We start from the raw sequence: 23897 nt of genomic DNA, 5'->3' as shown, positions 1-23897 counted from the left end.
TGCTGCGGCCGGAGGAACAGGTCTTCACGGCGATGCTGACCGGGTTCGCCAATCAGCAGCTGGCGCGGGAACCTGGCCGCACGACCGTGGAAGGCCGGGAGAACGCGGTGAAGACATTCACCGCGCTCGTGAACACCTACCCGTGGAACTGGACGCTGGTCAGCGGGCGAGTATGTGGCCGTCGTGGGGGCGGTGGTCGCGGAAGCGGCGCAGGTCGGTGGTGACGTAGGTGCGTTGCAGCCAGCGGTCTGCTCCGTCGTAACGGGGGTGGAAGGCGGTGCGGCCGTGGACGGTGACGCGGTTGTCGATGATGACCAGGTCTCCGGGTGTCAGGCGCAAGGTGCGGGCGGTCGCCTCGCAGGCGCGGCCGAATTCGGTCAGCGCCGCTGCGGCCCGAGGGGTGAGCGGGGTGGTGACGAGTTGGGCCATGCGTATGTCGGGATCCTCGGCTGCTCCCGACAGTACCGGTCGGGGCTTGACATCGGGTTCAGTCGAGGCAGTGGCGGGGCCGAAGGAGGGTGGTGGTGTGGTGATGAACTCCGGTGCGAACAGGGCCTGGCGGCTGGCTGGGGTGAGGAGCGGCAGTGCTTGGCGGATGCCGGCGATGCGCATGCCGGCGATCTGGTCGTGGTCGGCGCGCAGGCACAGGAAGATCACATAGTCGGGTGGGTGGGGGTGGAAGCCGTTCTCGGTGTGGAAGGACAGTGGCACCGATCCGGCGTTGCCGTGGAAGGTCTCCTGCCCGGGCACGGGCACGACGTCCTGCACGAGGGCACCGGATTTCTCCGCCAGGTAGGCGAGAGGCTCGCCGAGCCCGCAGGCCACCATGGTGAGCACCGCGGCTGAGACGCTGGCCTGGCGCTGGACCGAGCCGGGTACGGTCGGTGTCGCGGGCAGGGCCGCCTGGTCGACGGGCAGGCCGCCGATCACCAATGTGCCGTGCGGGCCGGAGTGCCTTCGGAACCGGCGCACCTCACGGCGCAGCAGTAGCGGAAGGTCTTCCCAGGCGTCCCGGGCCCGTGCCACCCACTCGGGGTTGTCGACCTGGTCGTGCCCGCGGGTGCACAGGGTGCGGGCCAGCCGCTCGCACGCGCCGGCATCGGCCGGGTCAAGTGCCCAGTCGGCGGCGACGGCAGGGCTTTGAATGGTGCCGGGCGTCGTCTCGGGCATCAGGGTCTCCTGCCGGGGGGTGGGCGGCGGACGCACGGACTCACGAGTGGCGCAGGCCGGCCACGGCGTCGGCGATGTAGTGGTCCCCGAACCGGATCAGGGAGGCGTACTGGGCCGCGCGGCGATGGCGCATGAGCCGTAGTTCGGCGACGGCGTTGTCGGGGCCTTCGGGTTTCTGAGCGATGGAACGACGCAGATGCACCATCGAGTACGCGAGGGTGACATGCCGTTCACCGTCCACGATGTCGGCTTCCAGGAGAGCACCCCGTGCCTCGGCCAGCTCCGGGGCGCGGGCTGCCAAGTGCTCGTAGGAGTCGGGAACCACGGACAGCAGGTCCTTCATCGCCGCCCGGAACAGCTTGTATCCGCGATGTTGGCGCCCGCTCAAAGGGATGTCCACCGACGGAGGCGCCATGGTGTGGCGTATCGCCGCCATGTAGTAGTCGGCCGGGATCGTACTGGCGTGGGTCATGGCCGCCGGGAAGCCCCGCACGTACACCGTCGCATCTGCCAGCCGCAGCAGCGCGGCATCGACGTCGCCGAGCCGCAGATAGCGGGTGGCGTCGGCCACGGCGACCGCGGCGCAAACGTTGAACAGGACATGGACCTGGTGCCCGATGAGCCACCGAGCACTCCACACACTCTCCAACGACGCCCCCGCAGCAGGCTCGGGGACGGCCAACGGCGAGGCGGAGTCAGGGTCTGCGCCCGGCGCTGCGCCGGTGAGGTCGAGCACCGACTGCCGCATCCCGGTCACCTCCAGCGCCAGGTCGGAACCCGACAGCGGAGCATCACACAGATCTTCCAGACCGCGGTGGATGACCAGGACACCGTGCAGGGCGGCCTGCTGATCCGACAGCTCCCCCTCACGGACCCGGAAGAAGGACTGACTGATCGACTCCGCCGGCAGTCCCTCACCGGCCACGGCCGGAGCCAGATCCGACAGCGCGGTCGCCAACTCACCGGCAGCCGAAGCGGCCTGCCGCAGCGCGACGGTCCGCTCGACAGGTCTGGCATGGGTCGCCAACCCGGCCAGCACGCGCGCGGCGCGCTTCGCCTCAGCATCGACCCGTGGGCCCAGCACCGGGACGGGCCGCCCGCCTCGGGGCTCACGGAAGACAGCGACAGCAGGATGACCGGCAACCGGCGATAAGCCCATGGTTGAAGTACTTCGCCAAGAACACTCCACACGAAACCTGATCTGCAAGACCATTCCTGTGCGGTGCGCTGGAGTTGGCCGGAGAGGTCCGCGGCGGCGGGCCCGGCATGCCCTGCGGACTCCGGTCCGAGCTCACCAGTACCAAGGCCCGGCATGGGCGCTCACGGCTCATTCTCGTCCTTCCTTCCGTCACCTCGGAGATCGTTGAGGGTGAGCACGGCCATGTCCCATTGGTCAGCGACCTGGTCCAGACCGTCAGCGGCGGACAGCTCGGGGTGCTCGCGGAAAAGCGCGGCGATACCACGCAGGGCGCGGGTCACGTCGTGCGCTGGGAACATGACGCGTCCCGTGGTGTCTACCAAGATCGGAATATTGACGGCGGGGACGCGGTGGCGGGTCAGGCTGCTCGACTGAAGGCGTCGCGTGCGGACCCGCTGAATGAGCTTCCGCAGGCGCCACCCGGTGGAGGTCACCATGGTGTACTCCTCTTCTTGCACGTTGACCCCTGACGGGGAGAGCGGATCTTTGGACCGTCCGGCCACTTGTCGGCGTCGGCACAGAAGGCGGGCGTCGGGCTGAGTGCCGGTGCGGCCCTCTGACCAGGGGCAGCCTGCCGATGCGGCAGGACGTCCAGGCGACGGCGGAGCTGGTATGCGGAGGTAATGCCTCCAACGGCGACTCCAAACCGACAAGTCGCGGACAGATTGCTCGGACAACGACATCTGGAATCGGAACCTACAGCGGCTTCACAGCACTCGGCGTACGTCCCAGTCGTACCGGGTCCAGTAGCCGGCCGTGGGCGTGGTTTCCACGGTCTTTCCCGGCCGGGGTGCGTGGATCATGGAGCCGTTGCCGGCGTAGAGACCGACGTGGCCCCAATTGCCGTCGTTGTTGATGACGATGAGGTCGCCGGGCTGGATATCGGAGCGGGGGACTCAGGTTCCGGAGTGCCGCATCTGCTGGGAGGTGCGGGGGAGCATGATCCCTGCGCCTTGGTAGAAGGCGTAGAACATGAGGCCGGAGCAGTCGTACCCGCCCTTGGAGGGGCCCGTGGTGCTGCCGCCGCCCCAGACGTAGGGGGTACCCCGCTGCGCCAGGGCGGCGTTGACGACGGCGCTGGCCCGCCCGGTCGCCGTCCCCGTGCTGTCTCCCGCGGCGGGGAGGCGGTCGTATTCGGTGATGTAGCCGGTGACGTCGTCCACATACGCCTCGGAGTGGTTGTAGCGGTAGACCGCCTTGCGGAGCTGGTCGGTCCGGGACAGGTCGGTGCTGCCCGTGCCGCACAGGTAGACGGCGGTCCCGAGCGCGGCGTCGAACACGTTGTGCGGGTCCTGGAAGACGTCCTGAAGCCGTAGCATCAGATTAATGGGAACTGCGGGCGGGCGTCCCCGCGTCCAGTGCCCTCGTCACCATCCGGGCAGGCAACTGGGGCTTGGTCGCGAAAGCCAAGCCGCTCGGGATGCCGCGGGCCGGCACCGGTCGGTGTCGTCGGTCCACGAGCGCGGCACACAAGACGATCTGCTGCACCGATGCCAACGGCGTCGCGATCGTGGCGATTCAGGCACTTCACCGCCAACTCACCGACCTTCAGGCTGAGGTCAGGGAACTCCGGGCGCAGAAGGTTGAATCGGCAGCTCACGCACCTGGTGCAGAGACCCCGCGGGTCTGATCATCTCAACCGCTGGGCCTGGCTGTGGCTGGGTGCAGTGGTTGCGGATGGCAGACGCTGCTCGGCACAGGCGGGGCGGCTGCACGAGATGCTCACCGCCGCGCTGCCCCGGCCGGCGCGTCCATCCGCCGTGCCGGATCGTGCGCGGCAGATGGGCCCACCGTACGCGGTACGGGAAGCGAAGGCCGGTGAGCTCGCCCGGCGGACCTGCAGCCGGGTCACACCGCCCCTGCGGGTCTCCGCGCGGACCTCGACCCAGTGCGGAGGGGGCCGGTACGATCCGATGACGCGGTTGCGCCGGAACACCTCGAAGATTGCGTGGCCGACCCGCATGTGCACGGTGTCGTGCTCGAAGACCACCGGTTCCACATCAGACCACCGACCGGTCGGCGAGCCGCGCCACCTCGGTCAAGTAGGCGCGGAACAACGGTTCGTCGCCGGGCGGTACTTGGAACGCGGGCGAGGTCGAGTACCGGAAGGCGAGGCGGTCGGTGTTGTAAAGGGCGGCCTGCGGATCACGGACCACGCCGAAGTACAGTGTGCCGGGCCGGTCTGGCTTCTTGTAGTGCAGCGACACCCCGAGCCAGCGCAGCGGGACACGGAACGTGTGCGCCGAACTGTCCAGGTTGAACAGCTCCAACACCCCCCGGTCCACACGCGCATGCAGGTTCTCGTAGTCGAACGTGAACGGTTCCATTGGGGAGAAGGTAACCCACCTGGTCCATGGCCCCTCCTGGGCCTCAGAGCATCGTCACTCCGACCACGGCCGTCGCCACGAGCACGACGATCGCCAGGACGTGGAACATCACGTCCCGCTCCTTCGAGCGGTGATCGGCCGCGCGGTCCAGCGTGAAATCGGCCGGGTCGGCGGACGTGTAGTGAACCGTGACGTCACGGCCGTACGCGCCGGCGGGGTCCGGGAGGTTCGACGTGCAGTAGGCCGTGACGGCCGTGCCCTCACGGGTGGTGAACGACACGACCGGGGTGATGGTGGTCGAGGTGTGGCCGTCGTCGTCGACGCTGACGTCCTTCAGGACCGCGACGACCCGTCCCTGGACGGTGTCCATCGCAGCCAGTTGCTCGATGCGGCGGTTCTTGGCGCGTACCGCCCCGGGCAGATGAACGGCGCCGGAGACCGCCCACGGCCCGCCGAAGCCGATCAGCGCCCACGGCCACCCCCAGCCGACCGCGGCGAGAACCACCAGCCCGACGTAGACCAGGAAGACCGCGAAACTTGGCCAGCCCAGCCCACGACTGGGTTCCTGCGGTGTGTTGGAGAACCGGTAGGCGTGCGGTCTGCCTCGCGGGTGGCTGACCCCGATCTCCCGGCCCTCCCACGCACAGGTGATGATCGTATCGCCCCGCTCACCGTCGTTCGTCACGATGACCTCCTGACCCGAGGCCGGGTCGCGGTAGGAGACGACCACCGATATCCCGCCCTTCCGGGACCCGCCGTGCCGGGGCTCCCGCACCCGCTCGATCCGCCCAGTGAGCCGGACCGTCCGCTGCGCCTTGGTCACCCCGGCCAGCGACCGGACGAACCCGACCAACGCCACCACACCCCACACCCCACACCACAGCACCAGAAACTCGTCCCACCCCATGCGCCCCTCCTCCTGCCGATCCGGTCAACTGCCGCTGCGCCGCAGTACTTTGCCCTGCCCGTCCGCCTCCAGCGTTCCCGTGCCCACGCCGCCGGTCACCATGACACGGAGCGTGAGCGAGCCGGTGACTCTGTCGGCGGTCAGCTGCCAGCTCTGCGGGGCGTTGATGCCGAGGGCGGTCCTGGCCTCCTCGACGAGCGCGGGGACGCGGTCGTAGGGCAAGGATCTCGGGTCGAACCCGGCGGTCTTCACGCCGGTGGGGGAGAAGACGACCGTCAGCAGGCGGTCCTGCACGACCACAGTGAGCGCCTGACGCTTGTCCGCGCCCTGCGTCAACGACTCGACGGCCTTGCGTAGTTCGCCCTCGTTGAGCATCGACTGGCCCGGACCAAGGGTAACCGTGCCCGTCGCCGACGTCACGGTGGTCGTGGACGACGAGGAGGAGACGGACGGCTCGGGGGCGCCGCTGTCGCCCTCGTGGGAGTCGAACAGGTCGGCACGGAACAGCAGGAGCACGGCGACCGCGCCGAGCAGCAGCCCGAGGAGAGTGAGGAGCCCACCGAAACAGCCCACCGTGGGATCGCTCTTCATGGCCGGACCGGGCACCGAGTCCACCTGGGCCACGGCGGCCCGCTGCTCCCACTGCGGCGTCGGCCGCTTCACGATCCGCGTCTTCCACGGTCGGTCCGGCGGATATTCCACCACCAGGACCCCGCGCGGCCGGTATTCGGGCAGCTCGACGAGGTTGACGTCCTGCCGTATCTCGACACGGAACGCGGGCGCGTCGTCCGGCGCGACGGACAGATCGAACCGCACCGGCACGTCGCTGGTCTCACCCCCGACGGCCTCCAGACTCTCGATCACCGCGAGCGCCGTACGCGGTACGACGGCCGCCTCACGGGCGCGGCGCGGCAGGGTGCAGAGGAAGAAGAGCAGACCGTAGGCCGCGGGCAGAACGAGCCCCGGGACAATCAGGGACGCCTTCTCGACGATGCAACCGCTGATGAAGGCGGTCAGCGACGCCCCGATCACACCACCCGTCAGGAATCCCAGGGCGAGGTCGGCAGGCGTGCTGTGCGTGGGCGGCGCGCCCGCTGTGATCTTCATGTGGCTGATTGTGCACATCCTAGACTTCGAGCCAGACCGCGTGATCCGTTGCCAGCACACTGTCCTCGACAGAGGCGCTGCCGAGGAGGACGGCGGAGTGGTCGGGGAGTGGGTACGGGGTGGCGGAGAGGTTGACCACGCAGACGAAGCCGGGGTCGCGGCGGAAGGCGAGGACGCCGGGTGGCGCGTCCAGCCAGGTCATGGTGCCGTCGCCGAGGGCGGGGTGTTCGCGGCGCAGGCGCAGGGCGGTGCGGTACAGCTCCAGAATGGAGGTCTGGTCGCCCGTCTGTGCCTCGACAGTGAGCTCGTTCCAGTTGGCGGGCTGGGGCAGCCAGGGTGTGGCGTTGGCGTTGTCGGGGCTGAAGCCGAACGGCATGTGCTGCCCGGACCAGGGGATGGGCACCCGGCAGCCGTCGCGGCCGGTGTCGGTGTGTCCGGAGCGTTCCCAGATGGGGTCCTGCAGGATGTCCTTGGGCAGGTCTTCGACTTCGGGGAGGCCGAGTTCCTCGCCCTGGTAGATGTAGGCGCCGCCGGGGAGGGCGAGGGCGAGGAGGGCGGCGGCGCGGGCGCGGCGTGTGCCCAGGTCCAGGTCGAGAGGGCCGTCGGGTTCGTAGCGCTCGCCGGCGACCCAGCGTTTGGCGGCGTTTCGGCCGTAGCGGCTGGGGTGGCGCATGACGTCGTGGTTGGAGAGCACCCAGGTGGCGGGTGCGCCGACGGCGCCGAGCATGGCGAGGGAGTCGTCGATGACCGTGCGCAGCTCCTTCGCGTCCCAGCCGGCCATGAGGAAGTCGAAGTTGAAGGCGGTGTGCAGGGCGTCCTTGCGGACGTAGGCGGCGAGGCGTTCCGGGGTGTCCGCCCAGGCTTCGGCGACGAAGCACCGGTCACCCTCGAACTCGTCGGCGACCTTGCGCCAGGTGCGGAAGATGTCGTGGACGTCGTCGCGGTCCCAGTGCGGGTGGTCGGTGTGCTGCCGGGGCTGCTGGCGGTCCGGGTCGGGGCGGGGTGGCAGATCGGGCAGTTCGGGGTCTTTGACGAGGCCGTGGGCGACATCGATGCGGAAGCCGTCCACGCCCCGGCTGAACCAGAACCGCAGGACGGCTTCGAACTCGGCGTGGACGTCGGGGTGGTTCCAGTTGAGGTCGGGCTGCTCGGGTGCGAACAGATGCAGGTACCAGTCGCCGTCGGGCAGCCGGGTCCAGGCCGGGCCGCCGAATTCGGAGACCCAGTTGTTGGGCGGCTGGGTGCTGTCGGGGCCGCGGCCGGGCCGGAAGATGTATCGCTCCCGCTCCGGGCTGCCGGGGCCCGAGGCCAGGGCTGCCTGGAACCAGGCGTGCTGGTCGGAGGTGTGGTTCGGGACGATGTCGGGGATGACGCGGATCCCGTGCCGGTGTGCCTCCGCGATGAGCTGCTCGGCCTCGGCCACGGTGCCGAACAGTTCATCGATCGCGCGGTAGTCGGCTACGTCGTAACCGTGGTCGGCCATCGGCGACTTGTACCAGGGGTTGATCCAGATGGCGTCCACGCCGAGCGATTTGAGATATGGCAGGCGGGAGCGGATGCCGACGATGTCGCCGACGCCGTCGCCGTTGTGGTCGGCGAAACTGCGGATGTAGACCTGGTAGATGACGGCGCTGCGCCACCACGGTGGGGTACCGGGAACGGACATGCGGCTGATTGCTCCTTGGACGCGGGGGTGTTGGGCGGCTGCTTCGCCGCGCCGGCGGTCAATCCGGCGACGACGCGACGCTGGAAGAGCAGCACCGTGATCACCAGGGGGATGGTGACCAGGACCCCTGCCGTCATCTGGCTGCCGGAGGGGGTCTCGAACCGGGTGGCGCCGGCGAACGTGGAGATGGCGGCCGACGCTTTCTGCATGCCGGGCTGGTTCGTCATCGACAGAGTGATGAGAAACCCGTTCCAGGCCGCGGTGAAGGTGGTGATCGCGGTGGTGAAGATGCCCGGTGCGGCGAGCGGGATGATCACCTTGCGGAACGCCTCTCGGATGGTCCGGGCGGCTGCAACAACCGGTCGCCGGGTTGTTCGCCGGGCCTCCGCCAGCCGCAGCCCGCCAGCGTATTGACGCCGGGCTTGGCCAGTGGTGTCAGGCCGTAGAAGATGCGTGGTGAGCCGTCGAGCGTGAGTGTCACCTGGCCCCGGGCCGATGACAGCTGCCGGTTGCGGCCGATGGCGTCCAGCTGGCGTACGGCGTTGCCGGCAGTGACCGTGAGGAGGGTCTTGGTCGGCCATGGGTCGATCCAGACCTCGGGGGCGGGGAAGTGCCAGTCGGTGCGCCGGCCGGAGGTGTTCAACAAGTAGCCGTCGGCCCGGTTCCACAGGACGACCGCCGGGCCGTCGGGTGTGTCGAACCACAGGCCGAAGGTCTGCGGGTCGGGGAAGGTCAGCCAGCCCTGGAAGGTGGCCTGATCGAGTACGCGGGCCGCGGTCGCGTACGCCAGGAGCGACGGCTTCGGGCTGAGGTCGCGGTTCATCAGCCCGTAGTGGTATTCGACGTTGTCCGGATCGGCGACCTGCGGCATGCCCAGCACGCTGTCGTGGAACTGGTACCAGCACACGCAGGTGATGCCTTCGGCTTTCGCCAGTGCCATGCTGAGCAGGACATTCTCGGCGGCGTGCCGGTAGGTGTCGTGCCACCAGCTGTTCGGCTTGGTCGGTGCGTAGGCTTCGGTGAGCCAGACCTCCTTCTCGCCGTGCTGCGCCATCAGCGTCTTCAGTTGCTTCAGTCCGCCGTAGAAGTTCCAGTACGTGCCTTCGGGGCCGGTGCTCCAGTCGTCGCCCGGAGGTACGTAGTCCGGGGTGAAGTTGCCGCGGCCGGGGTGATAGGCGAACGCGTCGATCAGGTCCCAGCCGCCGGCGGCGATGAAGGTCTCCACCCAGGGTTTGTCCATCCCGGCGAGTCCGTTGTTCATCAGCCTGACGGCGGCGCCGGTCGCAGCCCGTCGGTCGAAGACCGGGCGCAGCGCCTTGTCCAGGTAGGTCTGGGCGGCTGCTCCGGTGTTGAACGGCCGGTTCAGTTCGTTGCCGACCTCGAAGTAGCCGGCTCCGGCCCCTTGCGCCACGGTCAGTTTGTCGGCCGCCCAGGCTGCGGCCTCGGTGTCGGTCGCGTCGAGTGACGGTTGCAGTTCGATGTTGTGGCGGATGCCACGTGCGTCGAACGCTGAGGGCGGCAAGCCCGGGCCGCCGTCGTAGGCGATGCGGACCAGTGCGATGCCGGCCCGCTGCCAGAGGTCGAGTACGGCGTCGGCGCTCGGCCGCTGCAGCCACGGGTAGTTGGCGATCCCGAACATGCTGTCCGCGCGGGCCTGGTAGGTGAACGGTGGCAGGGTCGCGAGGTTGGTCCGGGCGAAGGCCTCGTCGTCTGCGGACCGTACGACGACCTCGGCGAGCGCGATGCCGGCGGCCGGCGCGGGCACGGTGAAGGTGTGCTGCCAGGTGCCCGCCGCGGCGATGCTGCCGGTCACGGTGGTGGCGGCCAGTTGCGCGCCGTCGAAGTCGCGTACCGACAGCTGCAGTTCGGCCGGGCGTGCGGTGCCGCCGTTGGCGACCAGGGCGGTGAGCTGCATCGGCTCGCCGGGGACCTGGTAGAGGTTGAAGTCGCGGTCGGTGGTCAGCTCGAGGCCGAGTTCGCGGCCGCGGCCGATGGTGGCTGTGGCCGACGGCCTGGTGTCGGAGAAGAAGAAGTCGGCCCGGCTGGTCCACCCGCCGGCCGGGTCGGCCGTTCCGGGTGCGTGGACCCAGGTCGCGTTCGTCCAGGCCTGGCGTGAGCGGTCCAGCAGGAACAGTCCGTGCCGGCTGCCCCAGGTCGAGGTGTGTGCGACGCCGACGGTTTCCTCGTAGGGGATGCCGCCGCCGGCGTCGCGGACCCATTCGGTGATCGCGATGTAGTCGTCGGGCGCGGTCGGCGTCTGGATCGCCCGGCTGAACAGGAAGCCGTCCGGCACCAGGGTGTCCGCGCCGGTGATCCGCCACTCCAGCCGGGCGTGCTCGGTGGTGACGCTGAACCAGCCGGTGACGGTGGCCTGCCCGGCGGCCGCGTCGAAGGCGTAGTCCATCCGGATCGCCGGTGTTCCGTCCTGCAGGGTGGCCAGTGCGGGGGTGCCGCCGGTCGACAGGTGGATGCCGGTGAGCTGGTCCTTGATCTGGAACTTCGACCCGGCGCTGCGGGTGACACCGGCCGCGTCGCGTATGGCGAGCCGGCCGCCGATGCCGGCCAGCAGGCTGATCCCGCCGGCGGTCAGGGTGACATCGCCGTCCGCGGCGTGGGCCGTCACGGGGGTGGGCTCGGCGATCAGTACGACGCCAGCCGCGAGCGCCGCGCCGAGAAGACCGCGACGGCTGAGGTGGGCGCCTTCGGCAGGTGGGGTCGTCATCGTCTGCTCCTGTCTGGCCGCGAACTGTCGTGATAATGCCTATCTTCAACGTCGTGACACGGACGGTCTCAACCGAACAACCCGATAGTCAAGGGGTATTGCGCTCTTGTTTCCAGCGGTTTAATGTCGCCGACGTCTGTTGAAGTTACGCATTATCACCGGAGGATCGATGCCAACGAAGCCGCGCCGGGTCACCCAGCGCGAAATCGCCGAGATCGCGGGGGTCAGCCAGACCACCGTCTCGGTGGTGCTGAACGACCGTGACGGCACGAACGTGCGTATCCCGGAAGAGACCCGGGCGCGGGTCAGGCGGGCGCTTGAGCAGGCCACCTACGTCGCCGATCCGGCGGCCCGCCGGCTGGCCGGTCTGGACAACCAGATCATCGGCGTCTTCACCTACGAGGAAGCCCTGTCGCCGGAGAGCCTGGACTTCTACGGCCCGCTGCTGAACGGGATCGAACGTGCGGCCGAGGCGATCGGCTGGGACCTGCTGTTCTTCACGTCCTCGCCGGTCGAGAACGGCACCCGCAGTCTGTTCCATCGCAAGACCCGGCTGCGGCTCACCGACGGCTGCATCCTGCTCGGCCAGCAGATGGTCGGGTCCGAGCTGGAACGGCTGGTCGCCGAGCAGTTCCCGTTCGTCGCGGTCGGCCGCAGGGACGAGACGGCCGCGGCCGTGCCGTACGTCGGCGTCGACTATGTCACTCCGGCGGACGCCGTGATCGACGTGGCTGCGAACAGCGGACACCGCCAGGCCTTGTATGTGCACCGCGGCCGCGACACCGCCACTGCGCGGGACCGGCGCGGCGCGGTCGAGGCCGCCTCGGCGGCGGGACGCATGGCGTTCATGCTGGTGGGTGAGGAGCGCGTCGCCGAGCTGCCCCGACTGGCCCGGGCCACGGAGGCCACGCTGATCATCGCCGAGGACGCCTTCCTCACCGAGGATGTCATCCTCTCGCTCGTCGGTGCCGGGGTGGACGTGCCTGGCGAGATCTCGGTCGCCGCGTTCGGTGAGGTCCGTGGTCATCGCACCGACGGACGGGTGCTGACGGGCTTTCGCGTGCCACGCAAAAAGGTCGCCGCCGAAGCGCTCGAGCTGCTGCAGCAGCTGGTCACCACCGACCCGCAGGAGTGGGCCGATCTGGACACCCAGCGGCTCCTGGCAGCCGAGGTCGAAGCGGGCGACACCATTGTCGCTCGGTCGGCAGGGCTGTCGTGAACAAGATCGCCACAGAGGTGGCGGTCATAGGCGGCGGTCTCGGATCGGTAGCAGCCGCTCTCGCGCTGCTGCAGCGCGGACACCGGGTGGTGATGACCGAGGAGTACCCGTGGCTGGGTGGCCAGCTGACGTCGCAGGCGGTGCCACCGGATGAGCACATCTGGGTGGAGCAGTTCGGCGTAACCGCCCGCTACCGGAGGCTGCGGGAGAACATCCGTCGCTACTACCGGGACCACTATCCGCTGTCGGCGGCGGCTCGCGGGGACCGTGAACTCAACCCAGGGCGCGGCCGGGTGAGCCGGCTGTGCCACGAGCCGCGAGTGGCGCTCGCAGTGATCGACGCTCTCCTCGCGCCGTATCGGTCGAGCGGCCGGCTGACCATCCTGCAGCCCGCGGTTCCGGTCGGGGCCGAGGTCGTGGACGGGGTGGTCCGCACGGTCACGGTCGCGGATCCGCAGACCGGGGCGCAGAGCGTGATCACGGCGGAGTTCGTGCTGGACGGCACCGAGACCGGTGACCTGCTGCCGCTGACCGGCACCGATTACGTCGTCGGTACCGAGGCGCGGTCCGACACCGGTGAGCCGAGCGCTCCCGATGTCGCCGACCCGGCCAACGTGCAGTCGATCGCGTGGTGTTTCGTCTTCGACCATGCCGCCGGGGATCACACGATCGCCCGGCCCGACGACTACGACGACTGGCGCTCGTTCGAGCTGCCCTACTGGGGCGCGCCGATGCTGTCGTTCACCGCGCCCAATCCGCGCACCCTGGTGCCGGAGCAGCGCACCATGATCGTAAATCCGGAGCAGGACGTCTCCGGTGATCCGCGGTTCGACGCCGGCGATCAGGACCTGTGGCAGTTCCGGCGGATCGCCGCCCGGCAGACCTTCACCGACAGCCTGTACGACAGCGACATCGTGCTGGCCAACTGGCCCCAGCTGGACTACGTCGGCGGCTCGATCATCGACACCGCCGAACGACTGCAGCACTTGGCCGCGGCAAAGGCGCAGTCCCGGGCCTATGTCTACTGGCTGCAGACCGAGGCGCCCCGGCCCGACGGTGGCCGCGGGTGGCCGGGACTGCGGCTGCGCGGGGATCTGGTGGGAACCAGCGACGGCTTCGCGCAGGCTCCGTACATCCGGGAATCCCGCCGGATCAAGGCGCTGACCACCGTCCGCGAACAGGACATCTCGATCAAATCCCGCGGGTCCGGCGGGCCGGCCCGGTTCGACGCATCCGTCGGGGTGGGGATGTACCGGATCGACCTGCACCCCTCGACCGGCGGCGACAACTACATCGACGTCGAGTCGGCGCCGTTCGAGATCCCGCTGGGCGCCCTGGTCCCGGTCCGGACCCAGAACCTGATCCCCGCCGCCAAGAACATCGGCACCACCCACATCACCAACGGCGCCTACCGACTCCACCCGGTCGAATGGAACGTCGGTGAGTCCGCGGGCGAGCTCACCGCGTTCTGCCTCGACCGCGGACTGAGCCCGCAGCAGGTCGCCGCCGAACCCGCACTCGTCGATCAGCTTCAACGTCGCCTGGTCGAGGCCGGCGTCGAACTCCACTGGCCCGAGGTCGTCGGCTACTGAGCCGGACAGATCGCGTCGAACTGCACTGCCCGAAGTCGCCGGCTACTGAGCCGGACCGGCCAACCAGCACGTCGAAGGGAACCACCATGATCAGAACCAGAAAGGCGCTGAGCGCTGTCGCCTTGACGACGGTCCTTGCGCTCAGCGCGGCCTGCGCCGGGCCGGCGGCCGACACCCCGGACAAGGCAGCAGAGCTGCGGATGACGGTCTGGACCTCGGACGAAGCTCAGCTGAAGCTACTCGACAGCATCGGCGACGCCTACCGGGCCGACCATCCCGACGTTGCGAAGATCACCTTCGAGAGCCTGCCATTCGCCGACTACAACACGACGCTCACCACGCAGATCGCCGGAGGCAACGCCCCGGATCTCGCCTGGATGGGCGACCTGTCGCGGGATCTCATAGCCTCCGACGCACTCGTCGGTCTGACCGACGAGCTCAAGTCCACCCCGGGCTGGAAGTACGACGACCTGCTCGACAGCGTGACAGCGGAGTTCAGCCGCGACGGCACGCTGTACGGCTACCCGTTCTCCAACTCGCCGTACGCCCTCTACGTGAACACCGACCTGCTCGCCAAAGCCGGACAGAAGATCAATCCGGCCACACTGACCTGGGATCAAGTCGCAGCCGCCGGAGCGGCCGTCCACGCCAAGACCGGCAAGGCCGGCTTCGTCATCCGCGACTTCGACTACAAGGCGTGGAACATGCTGGCCACAGTGTGGACCGGCTGGGGCGCGTCAGCGTGGAGTCCGGACGGCAAGACCTGCACCTTCGCCAGCCCCGAGATGCAGCAGGCCTTCACCTTCCTGCACGACGCGGCGTTCAAGACCCAGGCGATGCCCGGCCCGGGCACCGCCGCCGACTTCTTCGCCGGCGATGCCGCCTTCACCATCGCCCAGGTCTCCCGCGCCTCGCTGCTGACCGGCACGTTCGACTTCGGGCTCTACCCGCTGCCCGCGGGCCCCAAGGGCAAGTACTCCGTCCTCGGCCAGGCCGGGGTGGGCGTACTGGCCTCCAGCAAGCATCCGGACCAGGCGGCGGACTTCCTCGCGTACCTGACCAATCCGGAGAACGCCGCCAAGCTGGCCCAGTACTTCCCGCCGCCGCGGAAGTCGTTGCTGACCGGGGACAAGCTCGCCGCGAACAACAAGGTCCTCAACGCCGCCCAGCTGCAGGATGCGGTGGTCGACCGGCTGCCGGACGCCGTCACGCTACCCAACCACACCAGCCCGGCGGAGATAGCCCAGAAGGGCAAGACGGCGCTTGATGCGATGTGGCGCCCGAATGCCGACATTCCGGCCGTCCTGCGCTCGGTCTGCGCCGCGATCGATCCGATTCTGGCCAAGTGACCAGGACACGGGCCGCTGAGCGGGCCACCCCGCAGGCCGCCGGGCAGGCGGCTGCGCCGGCCGCCGCCAAGGCCGCACGCGCATCCGGGCCGACCTTCTGGACGACCCGCCGGCGGGACGTGCTGACCGGCTACCTGTTCATCCTGCCGCAGCTCGTCGGGGTGGCGGTGTTCGTCCTGCTGCCGGTCGGCATGGCGATCTGGTACAGCCTGAACGACTGGAACGTCTTCACCGGCAAGCAGACCTTCGTCGGCGGCGAGAACTACGCGGCCCTGGCCGACGATCCGCAACTGCCCAAGGTGCTGCTGGCAACGGTGCTCTTCTCCGGCGGGGTGGTGGTCGTCAACATCACGCTCGGGCTCCTGATCGCCGTTTTACTGAACCGCAAGTTCCGCGGTGTCACGGTGTTCCGGATGCTGTTCTTCTCCCCGGTGGTGGTCTCCGTGGTCGCCTGGACCCTGGTCTGGGGCTTCCTGCTGCAGGACAACGGCGGCATCAACGGCCTGCTGGGCACGGTCGGGATCGACGGGCCGAACTGGCTGCAGGAGGGCGACACCGCGATGGTGTCGGTGATCCTCACACAGGTGGTGCGCAGCGTCGGGGTCAACATGGTGCTGTTCCTGGCCGCCTTGCAGGGCGTGCCGCAGGAGTTGTACGAGGCCGCCCGGATCGACGGTGCGAACAGCCGCACGGTCTTCGCCCGGATCACGTTGCCGATGATCTCACCGACGGTGCTGCTGACCGTCATCGTCACGGTGGTCGGGGCGTTGCAGTCCTTCGCCCAGATCGCCGTCCTGACCGGTGGCGGGCCGGAGCTGTCCACCACGGTCCTCGTGTACTACGTGTTCCAGCAGGCCTTCGAGTTCAACAACATCGGCTACGGCTCGACGCTGGCCCTGATGCTGCTGTCCTTCGTCATGCTGCTCACCTTGCTGCAATGGCAGCTGCGTCGTAAGTGGGTGTTCTATGAGGACTGACAGGGTCCGGTCGGTACTGCTGGTGATCGCTCTGGGCGTGCTGGCGATCCCGTTCGTGGTGCCGACGATCTGGATGGTCGCCGCGTCGGTCAAACCACTGGCGGAAATCTTCGATGCCCCACCATCGCTGTGGGCCGACTCGCCGACACTGTCCGCATACGCCGAGGCATTCAGCTTTCAGCCCTTTGCCCGGCAGTATCTGAACAGTGTCTACATCGCCGCACTGGTCACACTGATCACCCTGTCGGTGTCCAGTCTGGCCGGGTACGCCTTCGCCCGGATCCGGTTTCCCGGGGCGAATGCGCTGTTCCTGATAGTGCTGACCGGGATGCTGGTGCCGAGCGAAGTGACGATCGTGCCGCTGTTCCAGCTGTTCAAATCGGCCGGCCTGATCAACACGCACTGGCCGCTGATCCTGGTGACCGCACTGGCCGCACCGTGTGTGCTGGCCACGTTCATCATGCGGCAGTTCTTCATCGCTCTCCCGGTCGAGCTGGAGGAGGCTGCCCGCCTCGACGGCCTCGGCCGGCCCGCGATCTGGTGGCGGATCTGCCTGCCGCTGGCCAAACCGGCCCTGTCGGCGGTGGCGATCCTGACGTTCCTCGCCTCCTGGAACCTCTACCTGGAACCCACGGTGTACCTCACGTCACCAGAGCTGTTCACGTTGCCGCAGGCCCTGACCCGCTTCACCGACGCCTACGGCGGCCAGATGTGGAACACTCAACTCGCCGCTGCCACCATGACCGTCGTGCCGATGCTGATCGTCTTCGTCCTGGCCCAGCGCCACTTCGTCGAAGGCCTGTCCCACTCCGGCCTCAAATGAACGCCAGGTTGGCGACCGTCGGCAGCCGCCTGTCGCCGCTCTGGCACCGCCCCACGGCCGTCTGATTCTGGCTGGGCACGCGGATCGTAGCGATCGTGCTGATCACTGGCGACCGCGACGGGAGAGGGCGGCAAGGTCTCATCGCGGTCTGCTCCCTGCTCCTCACGACAGGGATGGGATGCGCGAGCTGGTTACAAGCGAGTACGGAGGAGCTGGATACCGAGCTGCTGCGGCTGCGCCGAGCCGGATGGTCAGCCGTGGCGGAGACCATCTCCCATAGAACTCATCGAATTCTACGACGGCTCCACCAGACGGTGGAACCGAGTCTGCGGCTCAGCAGCGAGTGGGGGCGGCGCGCTCAGGGCTACGGGTCGTTCGGTCCCCTCCGGACGGCGCGCCACAACGCTTCCGTGTGCCCTGGGTTGGGGCACCGGCTGGTGTGGCGCCGCGCCCGCACTCGCCCTCGCACCGGCCTGGACGACGCTTGGGAGGACGTCATCGTCGACCTGGGGTCGCAGTGGGGGCAGTACGAGTACGTCACCAACATCGGCTTCGCCGTCTGAACAACTTCCTGCGCGCCTTTGGCTTTCCGCGCGGCGGATCCCAGACGTTCTATCGCCGCCATACGCGGACCTTCTTCGTCGACAGCAGAGGCGCCCCGCCCGGGCCTTTGACGAAGTGTCCCGTCAGAGGGGGCGGCGTCCGGTCAGGTCCTGCCATTCCTGCCGGGCATCGTCGAGAGCCTCTCGCGCTCGCGGGAGCTTGAGATCGGCACTGTGGCGCGCGCGTGTCTTCTCCAGCCGCTCCTGTGCCACATCCACCGGCTCTGTCGCCTCCTGAGCCTCACGCAACTCGGCTTCGAGCGTACGGATGTCTCCGGCACGCCTCTCACTCAGGCGCTGCGCCGCAGCGGCCGCGTTCTGGATCTGCACGCTGAACCGGCGTACGGCATCCTCGGGGAACTCCTGGCCCTCGTAGCGTTCCATGTGCTGGCGTCCGTCCGGCTGCGTCAGGTACACGTACGAGACGTGCGTGGACTGGGCGAGATCGAACCGGACTTGCATTCCTACCAGTTGCATTTCTTCGTCGCCGATGAGGACCGAGTTCTCGTGCAGGGCGATCTCGCCGAGCTGCTTGACGAGTGCTCCGCGATGCGGTGTGCGCAGTTGCTGCAGCTCGGACTCCACCTGCCGGATCCGGCGCCGGTAGGCCCACTCGGCCCGCTTCACCTCGGTCCGTGCCTGCCATGTCTCGCGACGGGCTGTGCCGCGAAGCTCTCGCACCGCGCTGCGGGCATCGGCCAGAGCCTGCCGGTGCTCCTGGTGCTCCTCGTGGAACGCGTACGCCCACCCACCCGGATACCGGATGAGCCGCCAGGCCGTCCACCACACGCCCAGGGAACCCAGTACGACCACCCACCAGATTGCCTTCATGCTTCCCCCTTCCGCGGCTGCATCGCCGCATGGTCAACGACAGGGATAGCGGGGTGTGTCGGAACCCGTCAATTCGCCCTGATCCTGGAGCTGACCCCGGCTCGGACAGGAAGCGAGCGGTCTGGGACCGCATCTTGGGCAGGGTGCGCGGCCTGTCCGGCATGGCGGGAGCTCCGGGAAGGATGGTGCAGAGCAGGGTGATTCGCAGCCTCGGTGACCGGGTGCCCCGGGAAGCCGACCGCACGCCAGGATGCCGTTACGGCTACTCGTGCTGATGCTGGACTGATCGCTGCACTCCCCGAGGCCCGGCGGTCGGGCCTCGGGGAGGCTGTGGTCCGGTCTGCGGTGCGGCGACGGTAGGCCTTCTGCGGAGGGCGCCCCGGAGGCGGCGTCCTTCGTCGGTATCTGGGATCTTGACCCGGTCGGGGTTCAAGGAAGCGAGGCGGACCAGGGCCCGCTCCTGTCCTTCGGGACCGTCGCGGAAGGCGGTGCGTAGCCGGTAGAGGGCCTTGTAGAGAGGCTGGGAGATCCCGGGGGCGCCCCGGTCGACGAAGGGGGCCATGGCCTCCATCAACTCCCCGACCGGGTCTTGCTCCAGTCCTGTTGCCTCCCGCGCCGCGACACGACAGCGGTAGGCCTTCTGCCGGCACGCCGGTCCACAACTCTTCCTGCACTGGATCGTTGGGCGAGTATGCACCCCGTCCCCGACTCGGGCTCTCATACTGTCCGGGTTCCGGCCCCGACCGACTCCGGTGACACAATGCACGTTGCCGGGCAACGGCACTTGGGCGAACCTTCCCGCGACGACGCAGGAACCGCCAGCGACGTGGCCCGCCAGGGGCGAGTCGCCTGGGCCCGGGGAGACCTTGCCGTCGCTCGTGCTCGGTCGACCGGGCTCCTGCCGGCGTACTCGCCACCAGAGGGCGCCTTGGTGATGCAGCCATCGGCGCTCAGGCGGTCGAGTTCGAGGCCGATCATGCGGTCGTAGGCGGCGAGCGCGATCAGCCGCAAGGTCTCCATCACGCCAGCAGCGATCCACTCGTCGCGGCGCCGGCGCAAGGTGGTGGCCGAGCAGTGCTCGTCGGCGGCACGTTCGTATCCACAGCCGAAGACCAGGACCTGCACCAGGCGGTCGAAGACGAGCGCATCGCTGATCCTCGGGTTGTGGCAGCCCAGCGGGTGCCGGTCCTCGCGCACGGGCAGCAGCGCGAGGAACTGGTCGCGGATCGGGGCGAGAATGCATGATGGGACAGCAGGCACGGATCCCCCGGTGATGATGAAGCATAGAGAGCTCCATGATCGGGCGAACCGTGTCTGCCCTGCTATCGCCTACTCGCATACACCTTGGGGAAGTTGGCGCACTGCCGTTGGTTTGCGGCCGAACCCGGGCTCAGGGTGCTCGGCAGCAGTGGGCCCCGGTTCATCCCCGCCGTCAGCGGTTGAGGAAGGAGTAGCTGCGGCCGAGCTCGGTGAAGCCGCGGCAGGAGTACCACTCGCGCGGCCAGTCGGTCACGTCCGCGATGAGGAAGAGCTGCGGGATCCCGGCAGCGGCGGCCAACGCCAGCCCTGTGGCGAGCAGGGTGTCTCCGTGGCCCTGCTTACGGTGCGGCACAGCGGTGACGAGGTCCTCCAGCTGAGCCAGCCCGGCGGTTCGGTCGAGGTAGAGGTCGGCCCAGGCCTCCCGAGCTGCGGGGGAACCTCACTGCCCGCGACCGAGGGCAAGCGTGGAGATCCCCGGTGGCCAGCCTTCGCGCGCCGTCACGGCTTCGACATCGAGCACCCCGTGCAGTGGGAGGTCGAAGCGCTGGAGCCGGCCGAACTCCGGCGCCTGGTCCTCGCCGCCGTCGACCCGTACATCGACCGCCAGGTCCTCGCGCAGCAGACCGCCCGGCAGGAAGAACAGCGCCGCGCCCTAGCCTCCTTCGTTCGGGGCTGGGGCGCGGGGCGGGCGGGACGTCGTCCTAACGCTGCGCGGGGGCCTGGGCGGCCTGGGCGAAGTGCATGACGATCGCCTTCGAGCCGGCGGCGACTTCGTCGATGAGTTCGTAGCCGCGGGGATCTTCGGGGTGGTTGCGGACCCAGATCATGGCGTAGCTGATGATCTGGTTGATGTCGCTGGGGCGCAGGAAGATGGCGTCGCCGGTGTGGAGCCTCTCGGGGGCCTTGTGCTGCCACAGCCGGTAGTACCGGCCTTCGACATCGTTGAAGCCGAGATGGGTGCAGTTCGATTCGAGTGAAGATCGGGATCAGGCCGTGAGGTCGAATGTTGCCTGGTCGGGTGTGGGGTAGAGGCGTTCGTGCTCGCGGGCGGCGTGGAAGGCCCAGTAGGCGTCGAGGTCGCCGTTGCTGGTGACGGCGCGGAGTTGGAGGACGGCTTCGGCTCCGCGCAGGCCCCAGCGGGCGCCGGTGATGTCGAGGCGGTCTGCGACGAGGTGACGGCAGGCGCCCTCAACCGCTCCCGTGGCGATGGGCCAGCCTGCTTCCAGCGCGGTGTCGTAGCGGAGCTGGTCGAGGTGGCCGGTGAGATAGCGGTGGCATGCGGTGACAGCCTCGCTGCGTGAGCGCGGGAGGTTCTCCCGGTCGGCCTGGGCGAGGATGCCGTCAGCGACGCGGGCGGCGTGACCTGCGAGGATCGCGGTGAGACGGTCGGCGGTCCAGGCTTCGGCCTCGCGGCTGCCGGGCTTGTGGAACGTGTGAGCGGCCGCCCACACGTATTCAGAAACATGCACGAAGTCGAGCAGTATGTGCACGGGGATCTGGTGCTGTTCGGCCTCGGTGTGGATCAGGTCGAGCTGGTGACGGGCTCCGCCGACCAGCACGACCCAGGGCCGCTGATGGTGCGGGTCGCGTGCCTGGGCCTGGGCGAAAGCTTCGGCGACAACCTGCTCGGGCGGGCGGACCAGGGATGCGGTGAGCCACTTGTCCTCCGCTTTCGACCCCGGGCGGTGGGTGCGTTCTCCACTGCGGCCTTCGGGCGGGCCAATCACGTCGTGGGGACGGCGTGGGGCGGGGCGGGTGTCGAATACGCAGGCGACGGTGGCCATCCGCTTGCGGTTGGGTTTCTCACCCGGTGCGAGACGGCCCCGCCGTCCCTGGGCCGCGGCTTTGAGGGCCGCGCGACGGGTGGCCTCGCGGAGCGCATCGGGCCGCATGACCACGCCCTTTCCGCCGACCTGGATCACCAGGGGCATGTCTGCACTGCGCGGCAGCGGAATCCTCGCCCGAAAGAACGCGTCAACGTCGACAGCAGCTTCGGTGACGAGTTCTTCCAGGCGGCGTTTGCCCAGGACCTTCCCACAGCGTCGTTCGACCGCCGCCTGGGCCTGGTCGTAGGAGCCGCGGACGGCTTCGGTAACGGCGAGGCGGCGCAGTCCCATGGAGTGCTGGCCCGCGGGCAGAGACAGCGTCTCGTCGGCGGGGTGGATGTTGGACACGCCCGGTCCCCGGTGCGCGACGCGAGTAACCCTCACCAGCCCGAACAGGCAGGCCAGCCGACGGGAATGTCTCGCCTCCCGCCAGGGCCGCGGTATGCCGTCCGGCCCGACAGGGCGGGGACGGCCCGCGTTCCGGGTCTGTTCCTCCTCCCGCAGGGCCCGCAGGTCGAGGTGGTCCTGCAGCAGCAGCATCAGCTCCCGCCCGGCCGTCTCGAGTTGTTCCTCCAGCTCGGCGTGGGTCCAACCGGCGGCCGAGCTGCCCGACAGAGTGCGTGTCAGCGTCTCGAAGGCGTCGACCGAACGGGCAAACGGGTCAGCGGCAGCGCCGGTGTCGTACTGTTCCATCCCAGGGCTCTTCTCTCCTGGTTCGGTTTGGTTGACACCTCCGAATGTAGGGAGAAGAGCCCTGATTCTACGGGGAGTTGGACGAATCCAGACTCCGGCGGTGGGACGAGGTGAACAAGCCGGGTGCGTCCTCGTCCAGCCAGCCTCGTTCCACCAGCCGTTTCAGCTTCGCCTGGGTCCCCGGCGCGGAGGTCTCCGTGGGCACTGCCTCCCGTACTCGTCGATACCGGGATGGGGACGCCGCAGGCGCCTCCCAAATCCATCGAGAAGTGCCTTCACTGCTGCTCGATAAAGCCACCTGCCCACCCCGCGGAAGAAGCCCTGATGTGTGCACGTGGTGCACGTACGAATCAATTCCTTCGCAGCACGGGATGAACCACAAGTGCCGGCGGCCCGCCACGGGTACACGCCTCACCCATCGAAGCGGGACCAGCGGAATCCGTGTTCAAGCAAGGGCGTCAGGGTCGCGCGGTGGAGTGCGCCGAAAGCTACGACCGCCTCGTTCTCGTCCATGCTGGCTGACATCAGCAGCCCCGGGGCCACGAAGAGCTTCTCGGCAGTGTAGGTCGGTAGAAATGGACTCAGGGGTATGGGCCGCAGCATGTTCCACAACGTGTCCAGACGCGCGGTCGGCATGCAGTAGGTCCATGCCTGGTAGGGGGCGGCAATCGTGGCTTCGTAGAGGGTGAACTGCAGGAGGAAGCGGCTCAGCGGCTCATCTTCGATGAACGTCTCCGGCTCCGTAGCACAGGGATCATCGATGCACGACACGCGGGGATCGGCTGCGCCTGGTCCCTCCAGCGGCCACGGGATGGACCAGTCCATGCCAGCCTCGTCCTGCACGGCGAAGACCAGCCGGTCGCCGAACGGTCCGGAAGCGCGCTTGGGCTGCTCCAGCACCGATGGTTGGTGGCTGCCTACCCTTGGGCGCCGCGCGGTGCAGGGGACGGTCGGACCCTGCCAACTTCGACTACGCCGCATTGGAGCTCGACCAGCCGCTGACCCGCGAGATGCTGGACGTGGTCCGACCGGTCCCGGCACCTGGTCCGGTGCCGGATGTGGACTGGGTCGACCACGTAGACGCGGATCCGATTCGGGCTCTGGAGTCGTTCGTCCTCGGTTGGTTTCCTGCTGAGCAGCCGGAGCCAGCCGAGGAAGGGAACGCGGTGGGCGAACTGGGCAACCTCCCGGAGGCGTTGGTCGCCTTCCACCGCTTGGCCCGCCTTCGCCCGGCACTCCACAGGTTCCATGACCCTACGTCGTTGAGCACCTCGGCGACCCCGAGGCCGTGCTCATCGTGGACGACACCGGCTTCCTGAAGAAGGGGACCCGGTCGGCGGGTGTCCAGCGCCAGTACTCGGGCACCGCGGGCCGGACGGAGAACTGCCAGGTCGGTGTCTTTCTCGCATACGCCGCCGAGCGCGGTCGGACGTTGATCGACCGCCGGCTGTATCTGCCCACGTCCTGGACGGACGACCGCGAACGCTGCCGCCAGGCCGGCATCACCGATGAGACCGCCTTCGCTGTCGCATCAAGGGCGACGAGCGCGGCGCTCAACGACCCTCATTCGACGGCCGCCATCTCCGTCATGCGGGCGAACTTGTCGAAGTTCGCGAGTCGGCGCTCGC

Annotated in this window: 19 protein-coding genes and 5 pseudogenes; 7 read left to right on the top strand and 17 right to left on the bottom strand. The window is 68.7% G+C overall.

Annotation, left to right across the window (positions count from 1 at the left end):
- Nucleotides 1-159: 159 nt before the first annotated feature.
- The 10 genes and pseudogenes from NRF20_RS01725 to NRF20_RS01680 form a co-directional block, all read right to left on the bottom strand.
- Nucleotides 160-1170, bottom strand: coding sequence for a TauD/TfdA family dioxygenase (locus NRF20_RS01725; RefSeq protein WP_398634189.1), 1011 nt, complete (start codon nt 1168-1170; stop codon nt 160-162).
- A gap of 40 nt (nt 1171-1210) precedes the next feature.
- Nucleotides 1211-2254: a hypothetical protein gene (locus NRF20_RS01720; protein WP_413751829.1), complete on the bottom strand. Its 1044-nt coding sequence runs from the start codon at nt 2252-2254 to the stop codon at nt 1211-1213.
- A gap of 236 nt (nt 2255-2490) precedes the next feature.
- Nucleotides 2491-2805 (bottom strand): hypothetical protein, encoded by a 315-nt coding sequence (locus NRF20_RS01715; protein WP_398634191.1) that lies wholly within the window; start codon nt 2803-2805, stop codon nt 2491-2493.
- Between the two features lie 270 nt (nt 2806-3075).
- Nucleotides 3076-3687, bottom strand: a pseudogene (locus NRF20_RS01710) (NlpC/P60 family protein).
- Nucleotides 3688-4368: 681 nt separating this feature from the next.
- Nucleotides 4369-4695, bottom strand: coding sequence for a hypothetical protein (locus tag NRF20_RS01705; protein WP_398634192.1), 327 nt, complete (start codon nt 4693-4695; stop codon nt 4369-4371).
- 43 nt (nt 4696-4738) lie between these two features.
- Nucleotides 4739-5602, bottom strand: coding sequence for a DUF3592 domain-containing protein (locus NRF20_RS01700; RefSeq protein WP_398634193.1), 864 nt, complete (start codon nt 5600-5602; stop codon nt 4739-4741).
- A gap of 24 nt (nt 5603-5626) precedes the next feature.
- Nucleotides 5627-6709: a hypothetical protein gene (locus tag NRF20_RS01695; protein ID WP_398634194.1), complete on the bottom strand. Its 1083-nt coding sequence runs from the start codon at nt 6707-6709 to the stop codon at nt 5627-5629.
- Between the two features lie 19 nt (nt 6710-6728).
- Complete coding sequence (locus NRF20_RS01690; protein WP_398634195.1) at nt 6729-8375, bottom strand: glycoside hydrolase family 13 protein; 1647 nt, start codon at nt 8373-8375, stop codon at nt 6729-6731.
- A gap of 125 nt (nt 8376-8500) precedes the next feature.
- Nucleotides 8501-8692: pseudogene (locus NRF20_RS01685) on the bottom strand (carbohydrate ABC transporter permease); the annotation flags it as partial.
- The gene (locus NRF20_RS01680) at nt 8689-11097 is read right to left on the bottom strand and encodes a hypothetical protein (protein WP_398634196.1); all 2409 of its coding nucleotides are present in this window, start codon (nt 11095-11097) and stop codon (nt 8689-8691) included. The pseudogene NRF20_RS01685 and the gene NRF20_RS01680, both read right to left, overlap by 4 nt.
- Before the next feature lie 169 nt (nt 11098-11266).
- On the opposite strand from NRF20_RS01680, the gene NRF20_RS01675 reads away from it, so the two are divergent.
- From NRF20_RS01675 to NRF20_RS01650, 6 genes and pseudogenes are all read left to right on the top strand, one after another.
- Entirely contained in the window at nt 11267-12316 is a 1050-nt protein-coding gene (locus NRF20_RS01675; protein ID WP_413751828.1) for a LacI family DNA-binding transcriptional regulator, read from the top strand.
- 5 nt (nt 12317-12321) lie between these two features.
- Nucleotides 12322-13908 carry an FAD-dependent oxidoreductase gene (locus NRF20_RS01670; protein WP_398634213.1) on the top strand — a complete coding sequence of 529 codons (1587 nt, stop codon included), beginning with the start codon at nt 12322-12324 and terminating at the stop codon, nt 13906-13908.
- 86 nt (nt 13909-13994) lie between these two features.
- Complete coding sequence (locus NRF20_RS01665; RefSeq protein WP_398634198.1) at nt 13995-15257, top strand: extracellular solute-binding protein; 1263 nt, start codon at nt 13995-13997, stop codon at nt 15255-15257.
- Entirely contained in the window at nt 15254-16234 is a 981-nt protein-coding gene (locus NRF20_RS01660) for a carbohydrate ABC transporter permease (RefSeq protein WP_398634199.1), read from the top strand. Before NRF20_RS01665 ends, NRF20_RS01660 begins: the two co-directional genes overlap by 4 nt.
- Complete coding sequence (locus NRF20_RS01655; RefSeq protein ID WP_398634200.1) at nt 16224-17057, top strand: carbohydrate ABC transporter permease; 834 nt, start codon at nt 16224-16226, stop codon at nt 17055-17057. The genes NRF20_RS01660 and NRF20_RS01655 overlap by 11 nt, the downstream gene beginning before the upstream one ends.
- Before the next feature lie 473 nt (nt 17058-17530).
- A pseudogene (locus NRF20_RS01650) lies at nt 17531-17620 on the top strand (transcriptional regulator); the annotation flags it as partial.
- 123 nt (nt 17621-17743) lie between these two features.
- On the opposite strand, the gene NRF20_RS01645 reads toward NRF20_RS01650, so the two are convergent.
- The 7 genes and pseudogenes from NRF20_RS01645 to NRF20_RS01615 form a co-directional block, all read right to left on the bottom strand.
- Nucleotides 17744-18490: a hypothetical protein gene (locus NRF20_RS01645; RefSeq protein ID WP_398634201.1), complete on the bottom strand. Its 747-nt coding sequence runs from the start codon at nt 18488-18490 to the stop codon at nt 17744-17746.
- A gap of 876 nt (nt 18491-19366) precedes the next feature.
- Nucleotides 19367-19750, bottom strand: a pseudogene (locus NRF20_RS01640) (IS5/IS1182 family transposase); the annotation flags it as partial.
- A gap of 172 nt (nt 19751-19922) precedes the next feature.
- A complete protein-coding gene (locus NRF20_RS01635; protein ID WP_398634202.1) occupies nt 19923-20102 on the bottom strand; it encodes a hypothetical protein in 180 nt (59 codons plus the stop codon).
- Between the two features lie 349 nt (nt 20103-20451).
- Nucleotides 20452-20577 (bottom strand): hypothetical protein, encoded by a 126-nt coding sequence (locus NRF20_RS01630; RefSeq protein ID WP_398634203.1) that lies wholly within the window; start codon nt 20575-20577, stop codon nt 20452-20454.
- 159 nt (nt 20578-20736) lie between these two features.
- Nucleotides 20737-22269, bottom strand: a complete 1533-nt coding sequence (locus NRF20_RS01625) for an ISKra4 family transposase (RefSeq protein ID WP_398634204.1) — start codon at nt 22267-22269, stop codon at nt 20737-20739.
- Nucleotides 22270-22336: 67 nt separating this feature from the next.
- A complete protein-coding gene (locus NRF20_RS01620; protein ID WP_413751827.1) occupies nt 22337-22474 on the bottom strand; it encodes a hypothetical protein in 138 nt (45 codons plus the stop codon).
- 206 nt (nt 22475-22680) lie between these two features.
- Nucleotides 22681-23169, bottom strand: a complete 489-nt coding sequence (locus NRF20_RS01615; protein ID WP_398634206.1) for a hypothetical protein — start codon at nt 23167-23169, stop codon at nt 22681-22683.
- A gap of 355 nt (nt 23170-23524) precedes the next feature.
- On the opposite strand from NRF20_RS01615, the pseudogene NRF20_RS01610 reads away from it, so the two are divergent.
- Nucleotides 23525-23794: pseudogene (locus NRF20_RS01610) on the top strand (transposase); the annotation flags it as partial.
- Between the last annotated feature and the right edge of the window lie 103 nt (nt 23795-23897).

The sequence above is a fragment of the Streptomyces sp. R-74717 genome (assembly GCF_047305335.1).
In the GTDB taxonomy this organism is placed as follows: Bacteria; Actinomycetota; Actinomycetes; order Streptomycetales; family Streptomycetaceae; genus Streptomyces; species Streptomyces atratus.
This window is presented reverse-complemented; position numbering and strand designations above follow the sequence as displayed.

What these genes read in the sequence shown, in the direction of transcription:
- NRF20_RS01725 (WP_398634189.1), bottom strand. Translation starts at nt 1,170, where the DNA reads ATGCCCGAGACGACGCCCGGCACCATTCAAAGCCCTGCCGTCGCCGCC.
- NRF20_RS01715 (WP_398634191.1), bottom strand. Translation starts at nt 2,805, where the DNA reads ATGGTGACCTCCACCGGGTGGCGCCTGCGGAAGCTCATTCAGCGGGTC.
- NRF20_RS01705 (WP_398634192.1), bottom strand. Translation starts at nt 4,695, where the DNA reads ATGGAACCGTTCACGTTCGACTACGAGAACCTGCATGCGCGTGTGGAC.
- NRF20_RS01700 (WP_398634193.1), bottom strand. Translation starts at nt 5,602, where the DNA reads ATGGGGTGGGACGAGTTTCTGGTGCTGTGGTGTGGGGTGTGGGGTGTG.
- NRF20_RS01695 (WP_398634194.1), bottom strand. Translation starts at nt 6,709, where the DNA reads ATGAAGATCACAGCGGGCGCGCCGCCCACGCACAGCACGCCTGCCGAC.
- NRF20_RS01690 (WP_398634195.1), bottom strand. Translation starts at nt 8,375, where the DNA reads ATGTCCGTTCCCGGTACCCCACCGTGGTGGCGCAGCGCCGTCATCTAC.
- NRF20_RS01680 (WP_398634196.1), bottom strand. Translation starts at nt 11,097, where the DNA reads ATGACGACCCCACCTGCCGAAGGCGCCCACCTCAGCCGTCGCGGTCTT.
- NRF20_RS01675 (WP_413751828.1), top strand. Translation starts at nt 11,267, where the DNA reads ATGCCAACGAAGCCGCGCCGGGTCACCCAGCGCGAAATCGCCGAGATC.
- NRF20_RS01665 (WP_398634198.1), top strand. Translation starts at nt 13,995, where the DNA reads ATGATCAGAACCAGAAAGGCGCTGAGCGCTGTCGCCTTGACGACGGTC.
- NRF20_RS01655 (WP_398634200.1), top strand. Translation starts at nt 16,224, where the DNA reads ATGAGGACTGACAGGGTCCGGTCGGTACTGCTGGTGATCGCTCTGGGC.
- NRF20_RS01645 (WP_398634201.1), bottom strand. Translation starts at nt 18,490, where the DNA reads ATGAAGGCAATCTGGTGGGTGGTCGTACTGGGTTCCCTGGGCGTGTGG.
- NRF20_RS01630 (WP_398634203.1), bottom strand. Translation starts at nt 20,577, where the DNA reads ATGATCTGGGTCCGCAACCACCCCGAAGATCCCCGCGGCTACGAACTC.
- NRF20_RS01625 (WP_398634204.1), bottom strand. Translation starts at nt 22,269, where the DNA reads ATGGAACAGTACGACACCGGCGCTGCCGCTGACCCGTTTGCCCGTTCG.